At 70.3% G+C, this 16,255-nt stretch carries 11 protein-coding genes; 5 read left to right on the top strand and 6 right to left on the bottom strand.

Annotated features, from left to right (window positions below):
- Position 1 precedes the first annotated feature (1 nt).
- The gene (locus tag JFC09_RS01145) at positions 2–1,099 is read right to left on the bottom strand and encodes a universal stress protein (protein WP_198392149.1); all 1,098 of its coding nucleotides are present in this window, start codon (positions 1,097–1,099) and stop codon (positions 2–4) included.
- A gap of 217 nt (positions 1,100–1,316) precedes the next feature.
- On the opposite strand from JFC09_RS01145, the gene JFC09_RS01150 reads away from it, so the two are divergent.
- The 5 genes from JFC09_RS01150 (at position 1,317) to JFC09_RS01170 (ending at position 9,890) form a co-directional block, all read left to right on the top strand.
- Entirely contained in the window at positions 1,317–3,068 is a 1,752-nt protein-coding gene (locus JFC09_RS01150; RefSeq protein WP_198392150.1) for an AMP-binding protein, read from the top strand.
- Between the two features lie 8 nt (positions 3,069–3,076).
- Positions 3,077–6,451, top strand: coding sequence for an acetyl-CoA carboxylase family protein (locus JFC09_RS01155; protein ID WP_198392151.1), 3,375 nt, complete (start codon positions 3,077–3,079; stop codon positions 6,449–6,451).
- Positions 6,452–6,515: 64 nt separating this feature from the next.
- The gene (locus JFC09_RS01160; RefSeq protein WP_198392152.1) at positions 6,516–7,793 is read left to right on the top strand and encodes a type 2 periplasmic-binding domain-containing protein; all 1,278 of its coding nucleotides are present in this window, start codon (positions 6,516–6,518) and stop codon (positions 7,791–7,793) included.
- Positions 7,794–7,934: 141 nt separating this feature from the next.
- Positions 7,935–8,144, top strand: a complete 210-nt coding sequence (locus JFC09_RS01165; RefSeq protein WP_198392153.1) for a hypothetical protein — start codon at positions 7,935–7,937, stop codon at positions 8,142–8,144.
- Positions 8,145–8,396: 252 nt separating this feature from the next.
- Positions 8,397–9,890 carry a DEAD/DEAH box helicase gene (locus tag JFC09_RS01170; protein ID WP_232483003.1) on the top strand — a complete coding sequence of 498 codons (1,494 nt, stop codon included), beginning with the start codon at positions 8,397–8,399 and terminating at the stop codon, positions 9,888–9,890.
- A gap of 247 nt (positions 9,891–10,137) precedes the next feature.
- Here JFC09_RS01170 and JFC09_RS01175 read toward each other — a convergent pair whose 3' ends face one another.
- Genes JFC09_RS01175 through JFC09_RS01195 form a run of 5 tightly spaced genes read right to left on the bottom strand, consistent with a single transcriptional unit; the run spans position 10,138 to position 16,227 of the window.
- Positions 10,138–11,019, bottom strand: coding sequence for a DUF1707 SHOCT-like domain-containing protein (locus tag JFC09_RS01175; protein WP_198392154.1), 882 nt, complete (start codon positions 11,017–11,019; stop codon positions 10,138–10,140).
- Positions 11,016–11,963, bottom strand: coding sequence for a DUF1707 SHOCT-like domain-containing protein (locus JFC09_RS01180; protein WP_198392155.1), 948 nt, complete (start codon positions 11,961–11,963; stop codon positions 11,016–11,018). Before JFC09_RS01180 ends, JFC09_RS01175 begins: the two co-directional genes overlap by 4 nt.
- Before the next feature lie 33 nt (positions 11,964–11,996).
- Entirely contained in the window at positions 11,997–13,385 is a 1,389-nt protein-coding gene (locus tag JFC09_RS01185) for an LLM class flavin-dependent oxidoreductase (protein WP_198392156.1), read from the bottom strand.
- Positions 13,382–14,758 (bottom strand): MFS transporter, encoded by a 1,377-nt coding sequence (locus tag JFC09_RS01190; protein ID WP_232483004.1) that lies wholly within the window; start codon positions 14,756–14,758, stop codon positions 13,382–13,384. The genes JFC09_RS01185 and JFC09_RS01190 overlap by 4 nt, the downstream gene beginning before the upstream one ends.
- The gene (locus tag JFC09_RS01195) at positions 14,755–16,227 is read right to left on the bottom strand and encodes an acyl-CoA dehydrogenase family protein (protein ID WP_198392157.1); all 1,473 of its coding nucleotides are present in this window, start codon (positions 16,225–16,227) and stop codon (positions 14,755–14,757) included. The genes JFC09_RS01190 and JFC09_RS01195 overlap by 4 nt, the downstream gene beginning before the upstream one ends.
- Positions 16,228–16,255 lie beyond the last annotated feature (28 nt).

Consider the following 16,255-nt stretch of genomic DNA (forward strand, 5'->3'; position numbering starts at 1 on the left):
TTCAGGCGTCCTTCGTCGGGACGATGAGGACAGGGGCCACCGTGCGGCTGAGCACCGACTGGCTCACCGACCCCAGGAGCAGGCCGCTGAAGCCGCCGTGCCCGCGGGTGCCCAGGACGACGAGCGCCGCCGTGCGGGTCGCCTCCGACAGGACACCGGCGGGCGATCCGTCGAACAGCCGCCACTGCACGTCCAGCTCCGGGTGCTTCTCGCGCACCGTGTCCGTCATCCACGAGAGGTGCTCCGCACGGTACTCGTGCATCGAACGGACCTCCATCGCGCCCTGGCCCGGATACGGGAACCGCGTGCCGACGGTGATGGGGACGGCGGAGACGAGCGTGAGCGACCGTCCGGTGAGTTCCGCGTACTCCGCCGCCTGTGCGACCACGACGGGGGAGCTGTTCCCCAGATCGACTGCCGCGACGACGTCGCCGTCGAAGTTGAGCACGTCCGCCACGTTGTCGAAGGAGCGCCGCCGCTTCTTCTCCTCATCGGAGACCTCCGCGTCGGAGGCGGAGACGAGCTCCGCGGGCTCCGTCGCCGCCGCCTCTCCTCCCGGCAGATCCTGGCGCGGGGCGAAGAGGACCTCGACGTCGTCGGCGTCCCACTTGGCGGGGATGACGAGCGTGGGGCACAGGGAGTGCGACGCGAGGGCTCCGGACACGCTGCCGAGGAACCGGCCGGCGAACCGATTGCGGCCGCGCTTGCCGACGACTGCCAGGCCCGCCGTCTCGCTCTCCCGGATGAGCAGCTGAGCGGCGTTGCCCTCCTGCAGGTCCGTCGTCACGGTCACGCCCGCCGCTTCCGCCTGCGCGACGAAATCGTCGAGGGGCTTCTGCGCCTCGTTCGACACGGCCTCCCGGAACCTCTCGACCGCTTCTTCGCTCGCACCGTAGTCGTGGTGGGGGATCTCGTAGGTGGCGACGAGGTGCAGCGACCAGCCCCGCCGCTGGGCCAGCGTCAGGGCGATGTCGAACGCGCGGGCGCAGTGCTCCGAGTCGTCGACACCCACCAGGACGCGGTCGGTCGCGGCAGGCCCGCCGGCCGTGCGGCCTGCGGCGGTGGGGTCAGAGGCTGTGGCATCAGTCTTGTCCGTCATGGCCTCACGGTAGCGGGAGACGCAGATCACTGTGTAGTCCCCACAAGGTCCCGCGCCCTCTCCTGGCCCGCCCGACAGCGGGACCGGGACTTGAAAATGAGGTCGGACTCAAATATGAATGGGGGTGCGCCAGCTCACAGTGACGTCCCGGCCCGCTCCTCGCCCGCCCTCACGTCACTGGCACAGGACCACCGGCTCGAAGGAGAGCAACGAGATCATGCCTGAGGCTTCATCGAAGACACTGTCGTGGAACACCGCTGCGGAAGAGCTGGCCGCCCTGCGAAGGCTCTGGCCGGATGAGGTCCCCCGCCATCCGGCGGAGCTGCCGGCAGGTCCGGGGCTCGCGGAGACGATCCGCCACTGGGCGAGCACCCGACCCGAGTCCGTCGCCCTGAGCTACTACGGGTGGCAGGCGACCTGGTCGACACTGGAGCGGCGCATCGCGGCGACCGCCGGCTGGCTCGCCTCCCGGGGCGTGGGTGCGGGCGACCGCGTGGGTGTCTTCATGGGCAACAGCCCCCAGTACGTGGACGCCTTCGTCGCGATCGCGTGGCTGGGGGCGGTCTATGTGCCCATCAACCCCATGTACAAGACCGAAGAGCTGCGCCACCAGCTCGAGGACTCCGGCGCGATGCACCTCATCGCCCAGACCCAGATGCGGGAGACGGTGGAAGCGGCCGTCGCGCAGGTCGACCGGGATGTGACGGTCACGTGGACCGACCCCGCCGCGGTCTTCGCGGAACCGGACGCCCCCGCACCCTCCTCCGGGCTGCCGCTGCCCGTCCCGTCCCCCGCCGAGGCCGGGGACTGGGCGCAGGTCCTCGCCGCGTCACCCGTCCCACCGGTCCCCGTCGACCCCGACCGGCTGGCGGCTCTCAACTACACCGGTGGCACGACCGGCCGTCCGAAGGGGTGCGAGCACACCCTGGGGCACATGGCCTACACCGCGGCGGCGGCGATGGCCGGCACCGGCACGGCGGTCGCCGGAGCCACGCCGGACGTGACGCTCGGGTTCCTCCCCATGTTCTGGATCGCAGGCCAGAACCTCAGCCTCCTGCTGCCGCTCTACTCCGGCGGGGAGGTCGCGATCCTCAACCGGTGGCACCCCCGGGTGGCGCTGGAGACCGTCGTGGACCGTGCCGTGACCCGCATCGTGTCCCCCGCCGACGGGTATGTCGAGATGCTGGAGCTGCTCGACACCGACGATTTCGCGAACGCGGACCTCGCGTCGCTCACGCAGTGCCAGGCGGTGTCCTTCGTCCGCAAGCTCGACACCGAACTGCGGGAGCAGTGGCGGGGCCTCACCGGCATCACCCTGCGGGAGGCGTCGTACGGCATGACGGAGACCCACACCTCGGACACGTTCACCCTGGGCCTTCAGGACGGGGACCGCGATCTGACCGCGGAACCGGTGTACTGCGGGTTCCCCGTCCCCGGCACGCGCATCGTCACCGTCGACCCCGATCTCGAGCCTGTCCCCGTCGGTGAGGAGGGGGAGATCCTCGTGAACTCACCGTCGGTCATGACCGGCTACTGGCAGAATCCCCGCGCCACGGCCGAGGTGCTGATCGACGGGTGGCTGCGCACGGGCGACACGGGACGGTTCGACGAGGTCGGCGCACTCACGTACCTGGCGCGCACGAAGGAGATGATCAAGGTCAAGGGGATGAGCGTGTTCCCCTCCGAACTGGAGTCGCTCCTGCGCAGGCACCCGGACGTGGGCACCGTCGCGGTGGCGCCGCGTGAGGACGAGGCGAAGGGGCAGGTGCCCGTCGCGTTCGTCGTCCCCGCACCGGGCGCTCACCCGGATGCGGAGGCGCTCACCGCGTGGGCGCTGGAGAACATGGCCGTATTCAAGGTCCCGGAGTTCGTGTTCGTCGACGCGATGCCGATGACCGCGACGGGCAAGATCCGCAAGACCGAACTCATCGACGAACTCATCGAGCAGACAGATTTCAAGGGAGCCTGACCATCACGATGGACGCGACGCGCACACTCCTCATCGCCAACCGGGGCGAGATCGCCGTGCGGATCATCCGCTCCGCACGGGCGAAGGGCATGAAGACGATCGCCGTGCGCTCCGCGGACGAGGAGGCTCTGGGCGCGGCCGCCGGCCTGCACGTGCAGCTGGCGGACGAGGTCGTCACCCTGCCGGGCCGCGGTGCGTCCGCCTACCTCGACGCGCCCGAGGTCGTCCGCGCCGCCCGCAGCAGCGGCGCCGGGCTCGTCCACCCCGGCTACGGCTTCCTCGCGGAGTCCGCGCAGCTGGCACTCCTCTGCGCCGAGGCCGGTCTCACCTGGGTGGGTCCGTCCGCGGACGCGCTCACCCTGTTCGGCGACAAGCGCGCCACCCAGGACCGCGCGGAGTCGCTGGGCATCCCCATCCCCGCCGCCACCGGTCTGCTGACCACCGCGGAGGACGACGGCGAGACGGCACTCGCGGCGGCGTCGCAGCTGCTGGCCGCGCACCCGGACGGGATCGCCGTCAAGGCTGTCGCCGGTGGAGGGGGACGGGGGATCCGCCTCGTCCACGACCCTGCGGACCTGCCTGCCGCACTCACCTCCTGCGCCGCCGAGGCGCGGGCCGGGTTCGGGGACGACCGCGTCTTCGCGGAGGCGCTGGTCGTCGGAGCCCGCCACATCGAGGTGCAGGTGCTGGGCACACCCGAGGGCGTGCACGTGCTGGGCGATCGCGACTGCTCGATCCAGCGCAGGCGCCAGAAGCTCGTCGAGATCGCGCCCGCACCGGGTCTGAGCGATGAGATGCGGGCGCGCCTGCACGCGGACGCAGCACGTCTCACCGGCTCTGCAGAATACGCGTCGCTCGCGACCGTCGAATTCCTCGTCACGCACGACGACTACGTCCTCCTCGAAGTGAACCCCCGCATCCAGGTCGAGCACACCGTCACGGAAGCCGTCACCGGACTCGACCTCGTCGCCTGCCAGCTGGATGTGGCGACTGGAGAGGTTCCCGAGGCGCTTGCCGGACGAGCGCCGGAGGCACCCGCCCACACGGAGACCGAAGCCGTACGGGACTCCCCCACGACCTCGGCCGACCTGCTCGCACCGCGCGGCACCGCCGTGCAGCTGCGGGTGACGGCGGAGACGGTGATGGAGACCGGTGAACCCGCGCCCAGCGTCGGCACGGCCACGGCCGTGCGGTGGCCCACCGGCCCCGGCGTGCGGGTCGACACGTGGGTCGAGTCGGGCAGCACCGTCAGCGGTGCGTTCGATTCCCTGCTGGGCAAGATCATCGTGCACGGGCCCACCCTCGAGGCCGCGCTGAGCGCCGGGAACCAGGCGCTGCGCGAAGTCCGGATCGCAGGCCTCGACACGAACACGGGCCTGCTGCGGGCGATCGGCGAGGTGCTCGACCCCGGCGAGGAGACGACCACCTCCTACGACGCGCAGGCCAAACGGATCATCGACCGCGCCCGTGAGATCGACGCGGCCGCACGTGCCGCGGACACCGCCGCCGGTGCCGACGGCCCGGGCGGGCACGACGCGGAAGGGCAGGGTGCGGGAGGCGAGGCGGACACGGTAGGGGACCAGGACCTCGGCGACGGTGAGGAACTCCTGCGGGCACCGCTGGCGGGGACCGTGGTCGGGACCGGCGACGATCCCCGCGAATACGTGCTGCTCGAGGCGATGAAGATGCACCATCCCGTGAAGGGACCGGCCGCGGGCCACGTCCGTCATCTCGTGGCTGTGGGCGACTACGTGTCCGCGGGGACGCCGCTCGCCGTGCTGGGCGCGGTCGACGACTCACACGCGGAGGTCGCGCAGGAGGCGGAGCCGCACCCCGGTGTGGCCGAGGTCCAGGAGCGGCATGCTGCCGTGCTGGACGAGGCGCGGGAGGACCAGCTCACGAAGATCCGCGAGCGCGGGCGGCGGACCGCGCGGGAGAACATCGCGGACCTCGTCGATCCCGGCAGCTTCGTGGAGTACGGGCCGCTCGTCATCGCGGCGCAGACGCAGAGGCGCAGCGTCGAGGACCTCATCCGGCGCACCTCCGGCGACGGTCTGCTGGGCGGCACGGCGACCGTCGACGGGCGGGAAGTCGTCGTCATCAGCTACGACTACTCGGTGCTCGCCGGGACGCAGGGCACCCGCAACCATGCGAAGACGGACCGCCTCATCCAGGTGGCGGAACAGCGTGAGGTGCCGCTGATCCTCTTCGCGGAAGGAGGCGGCGGACGGCCCGGCGACACGGATCGTGCGCCCACCATCGGGTTGGGTGTACCGACGTTCGGCGCGCTCGCGAAGCTGCGGGGACGCGTGCCGCTCATCTCCGTGGTGTCCGGCCGCACGTTCGCGGGCAATGCCGCACTCGCGGGAGTGTGCGACCTCATCATCGCAACGCCGGAGGTCAACCTGGGCATGGGCGGGCCGGCCATGATCGAGGGAGGCGGGCTGGGCAGGCACCGCCCCGAGGACATCGGCCCCGCCCCCGTCCACCTGGCCAACGGCGTCATCGACATCCTCGCCGACGACGAGGCGGACGCGGTGGAGCACGTGAAGGAGGCGCTGTCGGCGCTGACACGCACGCGACGGGCGAGCGCGGATGCGGAAAGAGCCTTCGTCAGCGCGACGAACGGGTCGGCAGGCGGTACGACGGGTGGCACACCGAGCGGTGCGGTGGACGAGGACCTGGCCGAGGCCTCGCGGACGGTGGTTCCGGCGGACCGGCTGCGCGCGTTCTCGATGCGTGCGGCGATCGAGGCGGTCGTCGACCCCGGCAGCCTCACGGAGGTGCGGCGCGACTTCGGCAAGGGCGCCGTCACCGGGTTCGGCAGGGTGGACGGGCACCCGTTCGCGTTCATCGCGAACGACAACCACCACCTGGGTGGTGCGATCGACGTCGATGCGGCACGCACCATGACACAGCACCTCACGCTGGCGCAGGACCACGGGTTGCCCGTCGTGTCGTTCGTCGACACCCCCGGCTTCATCGTGGGCCCGGAGTCGGAGTACGAGCCGGGGGTGCGCGCGTTCGGCGACCTGTTCGTGGCGGGCGCGTCCCTCACGGTGCCGATCGGCGCGGTCGTCATCCGCAAGGGCTACGGGCTGGGCGCGATGGCGATGATGGCGGGCGGCACCCGGGCCACCCAGTTCACGGTGGCGTGGCCCAGCGGGGAGATGGGGCCAATGGGTCTCGAGGGCGCCGTGCGCCTGGGATACGCGAAGGAGCTCGCCGCGATCGAGGACCCGGACGCCCGGAACGCACGCGAATCCGCCCTGATCGACGAGCTGTACGAGCAGGGCAAGGCGATGAGCACGGCGATGCTGTTCGACATCGACGATGTCATCGACCCCGCCCTCACCCGGACGTGGATCCGCACGCTCCTGTGATTCTCCCGGCGCTCACCCGAGCGCCGGGAACACACCGCCCACACCGAGTACGAAGGAGTACCACGTGAGGACACGTTCACAGCACAAGAAGGAGCGGCGGCTCGCTCCCCGATGGTCGGCAGCAGGTGCCATCGCCGTATCCCTCAGCCTCGTCGGTGGTTGCGCCGGCGGAGTGGGAGCAGGCGGAGGGTCGGGCTCCGACGATGACAGTGCCGGGCTCGCACCCGGAGCAACCAAGGAGGAGTACGCGGAAGCGCTCGCCGGGATGGACCCGGTGACGCTCACATTGCAGAGCACAGCGTCGTCTGCCGACGACGTGGCAGCGTACCGCTCGAATGAACTGAAGAGGAGCGTCGAGGACCTCTCCGACGGGAAGATCACGATCGACGTCGTCTACGGCCCCTCGATCGCCGCCTACACGGAAGTGGATTCGGCACTCGCCGACGGGAGGATCGACCTCGCGTACATGATCCCGATCTATCAGCCTCAGGACTACCCTGCGTTCTCCATGCTCGCAGCAGGGACGGGCCTGGTGGGAACCTCCCCGCTCACCGAAGAGCTGACGATCAACGCGGCGATGCTCGAAGTCGCGTATGGAACCGACGCACTGTTCGAGGAATACGAAGCACGGGGCGTCACTCCGCTCATCCCCTTCAACGCGACGAGTTCTGTGATGGCGATGTGCACGGACGCGCACGAATCGCTTGAGGACTGGCAGGGAAGCGTCGTGTCGATCGGTTCGCAGTCGACCCTGGCCCAAGCTGAAGCGCTGGGTGCTACCGCGACGTCTCTCGAGTACACGGAGACCTTCGAGGCACTGCAGCGCCATGTGGTCGACTGTTCACTCGCGACGACGCTGTCCGCCACGATGACGGGCCTGTCCGAGGTCGCGCCCCACGTCGCATACTCGTCGACGGCCGGTTTTGCGCGAGGCGCGGGGGCTTTCGTCGCGGGTGTCGACTATGAGAACCTCCCCCTGGCCGCACGACAGCTGATCTTCGACCAGATGGGTGAAGCCTTCAAGAACTCGCGGAGGGCTGATCTCGAAGGCACCCATCGACTCATGGAAGCACTTGCCGAGGACGGCGGGTCCATGCACGAACTCGACGAAGCGTCCAGCGACGCCATGGTGGATTCGATCCACGACATCGTCGATCCCGCACTCGCGGAGGAGATCGATACGAGCATGGAGAGATGGCGGACCATCGTCGAAGAACTGGGCTATGTCGACGACGGCGACTTCGACACCTTCCCTGAGTGGCACGACAACACCGAGGAGGCTCTCGATGCCTACGCGGAACGCGTCTACGAGGAGCTGATGCTCTCGCACCGTCCGGAATGAGGGGAAGGTTCTCGTGCCGGACCAGAGGCTGGGACTCCCCGCCTGCCCCTGTCACTCGTGGCATTCTTGAAGACAGCGAGGAGCGAGGTCGGGGACGGAGCAATCATGAAGAACGTGAACGCTGAGCATTACACCTAGCACGTGCGTTGGTCGGCCGAAGACGCAGCGTTCATCGGCACGGTCGCAGAACTGCCGTCGCTGTCGTGGTTCGCGGACGAGCAGGCTGCGGCGTCTTCCGGCATACGGGCGCTCGTTGCCGATGTGCTTGACAACATGGAAGCGCACGGAGAAAGGTCCCCGCTCGCGCACAAGGAAACCGTGAACAGGCAGGCCGCCACTCCCCCTGCGTGACCACCCGTGAAGCCTGAGCGCGGGCTGATGACGTCCCGCGATCACTTCTCGGGTAGGGTGGTGATCACTTGCGAACCTGGCAACGGGTTCCCTGCGTCGTTTGGACGCCTCGTCATTCGAACCGTGTGTACTGCCGGTTCTAGTTTCCGAAGCACCTCCCTTGCGGCGAACGAGCCCACCAGCCGGTGTGCCCGCCCCTGCCACTGCATGGTCCTTCGGCATCCTTGATGCACTGCACCGTGCCCCGGCACGTTGAAAGGCTTTTCCATCAACGCTTCTCAGTCCTCCTCTGCTCCGTCCACGTTCGCGGATCTGGGTGTTCCCGCCCCGCTGGCACGTGCGCTCGCAGCAGACGGCAAGATCGATGCCTTCCCCATCCAGCAGGACACCCTGCCCGACACTCTTCAGGGCCGCGACGTCCTGGGCCGCGGCAAGACCGGGTCAGGCAAGACGCTCGCCTTCTCCATCCCCATGGTCGCCAGCCTGGGTGCCCAGCGGGATGCGGCGAACTTGCCGCAGCGCCCCCGCGGCCTCATCCTCGCCCCCACCCGTGAGCTCGCCACGCAGATCGACGCGGTCATCAGCCCGCTCGCGCAGGCGTACGGCATGCGGACCACCACGATCTTCGGCGGCGTGAGCGCCAACAAGCAGATCTCCGCTCTGCGGCGCGGCGTCGACATCGTCGTCGCGTGCCCCGGCCGGCTCGAAGACCTGCTCCAGCAGCGCGCCCTCACTCTGGACGCCGTGGAGATCTCGATCCTCGACGAAGCAGACCACATGGCCGACTTGGGCTTCCTCCCGGGCGTCACGCGGATCCTGCAGAAGACACCCACCGACGGGCAGCGGATGTTCTTCTCAGCCACCCTGGACAACGGTGTCGACAAGCTGGTGCGCCGGTTCCTCCACAACGAGGTCATGCACTCCGTCGACGCACCGGAATCGCACGTCTCCGCGATGACCCACCACGTGTTCGAGGTGTCGAACGACGACAAGAAGGACCTCGTCGCCATGCTGGCGTCCGGCACCGGTCGTCGCATCCTCTTCACCCGCACGAAGCACCAGGCGAAGCGGTACGCCAAGCAGCTGACGAAGCAGGGCATCCCCGCCGTCGACCTGCACGGCGACCTGTCGCAGCCGCAGCGCGACCGCAACCTCGCGGCGTTCGGTGGGGGCAAGACCCGCGTGCTCGTCGCGACCGACGTCGCCGCCCGCGGTGTGCACGTCGACGACGTCGAACTCGTCGTCCACGTCGATCCGCCGGCCGAGCACAAGGCATACCTGCACCGTTCGGGCCGCACGGCGCGCGCCGGCAGTGCCGGTGACGTCGTCACCGTCATGCTGCCGGAGCAGCGCAAGGACACCCAGGTGCTCCTGCGCAAGGCGAAGGTCAAGGTCACCCCGGTCAGGGTGACACCCGATTCCCCCGAGGTCGCCCGCCTCGTCGGTGAGATCGCCCCCCACGTCGAGCCCGCACCTCCCGCACCGCCACAGCAGCAGGGCGGCCGCGGCGGCCAGGGCGCAGGGTCCGGGCGCCGAGGCGGTGGTCGCTCACGCGGCGGCCGTGGCGGTGCCGGTGCGCCTCGCGGTGGCAGCGGTGAGCGCACCGGTGCGGGTCGCGGGTCCGGCGGGCGGGGTCGCGGCTCCGGTCGCGGAGCCTCGTACAGCACGTCGTCCGGCTCGTCCTCCAGCACGTCGACCGGCGGCGGCCGTTCCGGCGGCGGACGGTCACGCAGCCAGAGCCGCTGAGACCGATCGTCCTCTGATCCGTGCGGGTGGGCACTGACTCACCTGCGCAGCGACACCCCCCACCTGCTGCACAGCGACACCTGAATGAGCGAGACCCGCACCTGTCGAGGTGCGGGTCTCGCTCTGTCATTGCGAAGGCGGGGGACGGAAGCTCGGGGGCCGGTCGCCAACCGGACGGGCCGCTGCCCTGCGTCGGGTCGAGCTCAGCCCGGTACTCGTCGTCCGCGCTGCGCACCGCGCAGAATCCTCACCACAGTGCGGTCTGGTCCGACGCCCGGAGCGTGACGTCCGGCCCTTCCGCGAACGACACCTGGACGAGGTTCCCCTCCTCATGCTGGCGCGACGCGGAACCGTCGCCCCGGTAGACGAGGACCGAACGGACGTCCTGGTCCGCCTCCGCACCCGAGGCCTCGCGCGCCTCCTCGATCAGTGCGTCCAGGTCGATGTCGAGGTCGTCCTCGTCGAGGTAGACACCGCGGTTCCCCCGCGCGTCTGCCAGGAGTCCCGCGTCGTCCGCCTCGAAGAGGATCTGCCGGAAGGCCTCGTCCTCCTCACCGTCGGCGTCCGCGATCAGCCCGGTCACGGTGGTGAGGTCCGGCGACAGCGACACCTGCTCGATGTCCGTGAAGCCCGCCTCGTGCGCCCGTTCCACGGCGGCGGTCACGGTCGTGTCGCCCATGGGCACGACCGCGTCGAGCTCCGTCGCGACGGACGGCGGCTCCCACCCGTCCGGCGGGCGGACCTCCTGGGCGACCGGGGCCTCGGCTGCGGTCCCGTCCTCACGAGGGTCGTCTCCCCCTTCCACCACCATCGCGTACATCGCGCCTGCGGCGAGAAGCCCGGCGACGAACGGCATCACGAACCGTCGCCCGGGTGGGCCGGGAGCCGTGCTCTCCTCGACGCGGACCGGTCGCGGCGGCGGATCGAACGGGAGATCCGCGACCAGGGCGTCGAGCTCGTCGCAGGACACAGCCTTCTCCACCGCGGTCATCCGCTCCTCGTAGAGCGTATGGGTGAGGCGCCCCTCCGCCACACCCTCCGCGAGCGCCTCCGTATACGGAATGCGCTCCTTCCGCGACGGGCGCAGAGCCTTCCGCCTGCGCGCGGCGGGCTGACGGCGGGACGTCATTCGATCACCTCGAGGATGCGGGTCCCGTCGGTGGACCAGACGACGGTGCCCCCGCCGCTCCCGTACTCGTCGACCCCGAGCTGCACACTGACGACGGGATCCCCCGGTTCGACACCGGCGTACTCGAGGCCTGCAACCGGTACGTGGAGGTCCAATCTCGCCGCGGCGAGCGCAGTGCTCCCCGTCGTCTGCGCGTACACGTCCGGTGCCGCGAGGACCATCGCCGCGAAGAGGTCCGGGTCGACGACGGAGGCGTCGAAGCGTCCGTTCTCCGACTCCCCGTAGGTGCCGCCGGGGTCCGTGCTCACGCTGCCGTCCTCGTCGATGCTGACGATGTCGTAGGTCGTGCCCGCTGCCGTCGGCACGTGCGCGGAGGCGCTGGAATCGGAGAGGGTGAGCCGCGACATCTCGTCCTGGCCTGCTGCGAGCTCAGCTGCGCGCATGGCATCGCCGTACCCGATGTCGCCGTGGGCCCCGGCACGCGGGTTCCCCTCGTCCGTGTCGGCTTCAGCGCCGTCAGCGTCGGTGTCCGCTTCACGACCGTCCGCCTCGCCGGTGCCCACAGCGCGGGTGTCCGTGTCGACGGTGTCGGCGGCACGGGCGTGCAGAGCAGCCGAACCCGCAAGGAACCCTCCCAGACTGCCCACCAGCAGGGCTGCGACGAGCAGGAGCATGCGACGCGCCGCGGAGGTCTGCTCAGCCGTCGCTGCGTTTCGTCGCGCGGGTCCGCGGATCTGCGCGGCGGGGACGGGGAGATCCCCGCGCGGCAGATCCGCGATGAGCTCTTCGAGACGCCTGAGCGACGTCGCAGCGGCCGCCTCGTCGGAGCGCCTGCGGAACTCCTCGTCGTTCAGGCGGCCTTGGGCATATCCCTCGGAGAGGACATCGCGATAGGCGTCCCGCTGCCCGAAGGAGGGCCGTTCGGAGGGACGCGGGATCGACATGCCACCATTGTGGCCCACCGTCCTACCCGCCCGTCACTCGCGAGTGCCAGCCTCGCTCCCCACCCGGTAGCCCGCACCCTGATGGTCGTCCGCCAGCCACGGCCCGTGGCCGGTGATCCGTTCGCGCACGGTCTGACCCACCTGGGCCTCGGCGAGGACACCCCGGCGACGCAGCTCCGGGGTGACGTAGCGGCCGAACCGCTCGAGATCCGCAGGCCTTACCGCGGCGGACACGTTGAAGCCGTCGATATCGGCTTCGTCCATCCACCGCTCCAGCTCGTCGACGACCGTCGCAGGCGACCCGACGATGACCGGACCGCGCCCACCGATCGCCACGAACTCCGCGAGGTCCCGCACCGTCCACGTCTTCCCGCCCGCCAGGGTCGTGAACGCCGCAAGAGCCGAATGGTTGGCCTCCGTCTTGACGTACTCGAGTGGCGAATCCGGGTCCGCACCGGACAGGTCGACCCCAGTCCAGCCGCCGAACAGGGCGAGCGCGGACTCCGTGTCCACGTACGGGCGGTAGTCGTCCAGCCGCGCCTGCGCCTCCTCGTCCGTGTCCGCCACGACGATCGTGGCGAGCGTGAAGATCTTCACCGCGTCGCGGGGCCGCCCGCGCTCCTCCAGTCCGTCGCGGATCCCGTCGACCCACCCGCGCACCAGCTGCGGGGTGCCGCCGGACAGGAAGATCGCCTCTGCGTGGTCGAGCGCGAACCGCTGGCCCCTGCTGGAGGATCCTGCCTGGAACAGCAGCGGTGTCCGCTGGGGGCCCGGGGAGGCGAGCGCCTGCCCGGGGACGGAGAAGTACTGCCCTTCGTGCCCGATGTCGTGCACCTTCTCCGGGTCGACGAACACGTTCGCCTCCGCGTCCGCACGGACCGCGTCCGGCTCGAAGGAGCCCTCGAACAGCTTGTACATGACCTCCATGTACTCGTCCGCCCGGTCGTACCGCTCGTCGTGCGGGATCTGCCCTGCCATCCCCAGGTTGCGGGCCGCCGAATCCTGGTAGCTCGTCACGATGTTCCATGCGACGCGGCCGTCGGTGAAGTGGTCGAGCGTGCTGAAGGTGCGTGCCAGGAGGTACGGCTGCTCGTAGGTGACGGACGCCGTCACACCGAAGCCCAGGGATTCTGTCACCGCAGCCATCGCCGGCACGACGACCAGCGGGTCGAGCAGAGGGACCTGCACGCCGCCCTTGTTCGCCGCGGCACCGCTGCCCCCGTACACGTCGTAGACACCCGGCACGTCGGCCAGGAAGAGGGAGGCGAAACCGGCGTCCTCGAGGGTCCGTGCGACGTCCGTCCAGTAGGAGAGCCGGGTGTAGTCGGCGACCCGGGACTCCGGGTGCCGCCACAGGCCCGGCGTCTGGTGGACGGGGACCAGCATGTCGAAGGCGTTGAGCAGGATCGGCTTCTGGGTCATCGGGGTGCGTTCTCCTTGACGGAAGGGGTGCGGGGTGTCGTGCGGGCCTCGGCGCGGGCGGGGTCGTGGGCCGCGAGCGCGGCGAGTCCGGAGAGCACGCAGAGCAGCGTGAGGTAGCCGCAGATCAGCCAGGGGGTGTTCCCGCCGGCGACGAACAGGAGGGCGGCGATCATCGGCATGATCCCACCGCCGATCACGGTCCCCAGCTGGTAGCCCATGTTCACGCCGGAGTACCGGACCTCGATGGGGAACTGCTCTGCGAACCAGGCGGCCTGCGGGCCGTACACCGCGTCGTGGGCGAGGTTCATGCCCAGCACGACGACGATCGGCAGCAGGATGAGGGGCCCCGCATCGAGGAACGCGAAGAAGAGCCACCCGAAGACGCCGATGCCGATGATCCCGCCCAGTGTGACGGCCTTGCGGCCCACCCTGTCGGACATCCACCCCCAGAACGGGCCGGTCACCAGGCCGATGGCGGAGGCGATCATGACGGCGGTGATCCCGGAGGTGGAGTCCCCGCGCTGGCTGGCGAGGTACGTGAGCATGTAGACGGTGATGAGGTAGTAGACGCTGTTCTGCGCCAGCCGCAGCCCGATCGTCACGAGGAGGACGCGGGGGTGCCTGGTGACGACCTCCCACAGCGGCCGCTTCGGGACGTTCCCGGACTCCTTGTGCGCGAGGAACTCCGGTGCGTCGGACACGCCCAGCCGGATCCACAGGCCCAGGACGATGAGCAGCGCGGAGGCGACGAAGGGGATCCGCCAGCCGAACTGCGCGAACTGCTCGTCGGTGAGGACCGCCTGGACCGTGAAGAACGCGCTGGTCGCCAGCAGCATGCCGGCTGCCGATCCGATCTGGGTGAAGGAGCCGAAGAGGCCGCGGCTGCCCGCCGGTGCGTGTTCGACCGACAGGAGTGCGGAACCGCCCCATTCCGCGCCGGCGGACAGGCCCTGGAGGATCCGCAGGACCACGAGCCCGACCGCCGCCCACCACCCGATCGATTCGAAGGTGGGCATGAGGCCGATGAGGGTCGAGGCGACGCCCATCGTCACGAGAGAGGCGACCAGCAGTGCCTTCCGTCCGATCCGGTCACCCAGGTGACCTGCGACGATGCCACCCAGTGGGCGAGCGAAGAACCCGACTGCGAGCGTCGCGAACGAGGCGAGCAGACTCCCCAGCTCACTGCCGGTGGGGAAGAACTGGACGTTGAAGATGAGGGCGGCCGCGGTGCCGTAGAGGTAGAAGTCGTACCACTCGATCGTGGTCCCCACGAACGCGGACGCCAGCACCCGCTCCTTGCCGCGCCACGGCTTCGCACCGGTCGCAGCCGCTGGAACGGGCCCCGGCGGGGTGGCCGTCGCGGTGCGGCTCATGCGCCGGCTCCCGGTCCGGACGTCTCCGCCGCCGAGGCCGTGGTCGGTTGTCCGTGGACCGCACCTGCCGGTGTCGTGCCGTGGGCCGAGGCCGCATCGGTCTTCGACACCGCGTCGCCGATCGCGTTGAGGCCTTCCGGGAGGGTCCCGTTGATCCAGTAGTCGCCGATCGCCCGCGCACGGAACGCGATCGGGTTGTGGGTGGCGACCGTCTGCGCGTTGCGCCAGTGACGGTCGAGCCCCTTCGACGTGGACGTGGCGGACGCACCGACCGTGAGGAAGAGGTCCTGGGCGGCACCCAGGGCGAGTTCGGGGACGGTGATCTGCGCGTGCTCGACGGCGACCTCGGAGGCGTGGACCGCCTCGGGCGCGGGGACCGCGTGGTCGGGACCGTCCGCACCTGCGGCGATCGCAGCGGCGATCCCGTCGTCCAGGACGCGAGCGGTGTGGAGGACCGTGGCCTCCGCGGAGTACGCCTTCGCCGCGATGCGACCGGTGGCCTCCTGGATGAGCGGATCCTCGCGGAACGGCAGCCCCAGGCCGGTGTTGAAGGTGCGGGTGCGGCCGGCGATGGTCGCAGCGGCGTCCCGGCGGGCGGCGCGCGCGATCCCGGCGAGCACCGCGAGCAGGACGAGTTGGAAGAACGCGGCTTCGTGGATGGCCTCGACGGTGCCGACGACACGCTCGAACACCGCGTCGTCGTCGACTGCGACCTGGTCGAACGTCGTCGTGCCGGTGCCGGTGAGCTTCTGCCCGAACCCGTCCCAGTCGTCGGCGACGTGCACGCCCGGGGCGTCCGTGGCGACGGCGGCGAAGCAGCGGCCGTCCTCGCCGGCGACGGAGGCGGACACGCGAGTCCAGTCGCAGAAGATCGTCGCCGTGGAGTAGAACTTCTCGCCGGTGAGCTGCCACCCGCTCGCCGTGCGGGTGAGGACCGTGTTGAGGGTGCCCAGGCGGTTGCCGGCCTTCTCCGTCGACGCGTTGCCGACCGTCTGACCCGCGAGGACACGCGGGTACCAGGCGCGCTGGATGTGTTCGGGCTGGAAGCGGAGCGCCTCGACGAAGCCCGCGTGGGACCGGTAGAGGTGCGCGATGTTGGAATCGGCCTCGGCGAGGTCGATGAGGAGGCGGGTGAAGGTCTCGATGCTCGCACCCGGGCCGCCGTGCTCCGTGGGGACGCGCAGCGTGCCGAAGCCGGCCTCGTCCAGCGCGCGGACCTCCGCGAACGGCAGGTCGCGCTCCAGTTCGCGGGCGAGCGCGCCTGCGGCGATGCGGTCGAAGTGCGGCTGGAAGTGTGCGCGCAGGGACGCGTAGTCGCCGGGGAGGGACGCAGGTCCGGTGACCGGGGCCTCGGGCGCGGGAGCCTCAGAGGTGGGGGTCGCGGAAGTGGAGGCCGCAGAGGTGGGGGCCTCTCGCGTGGCGGCGGCTGCGGGAGCTGTGCCCGCTGCGGCTTCAGTGCTGGTCGACATCCGTGCTGCGCCTCCTGGAACGGCGGGC

Source organism: Brevibacterium yomogidense (assembly GCF_016107685.1).
Lineage (GTDB): Bacteria > Actinomycetota > Actinomycetes > Actinomycetales > Brevibacteriaceae > Brevibacterium > Brevibacterium yomogidense.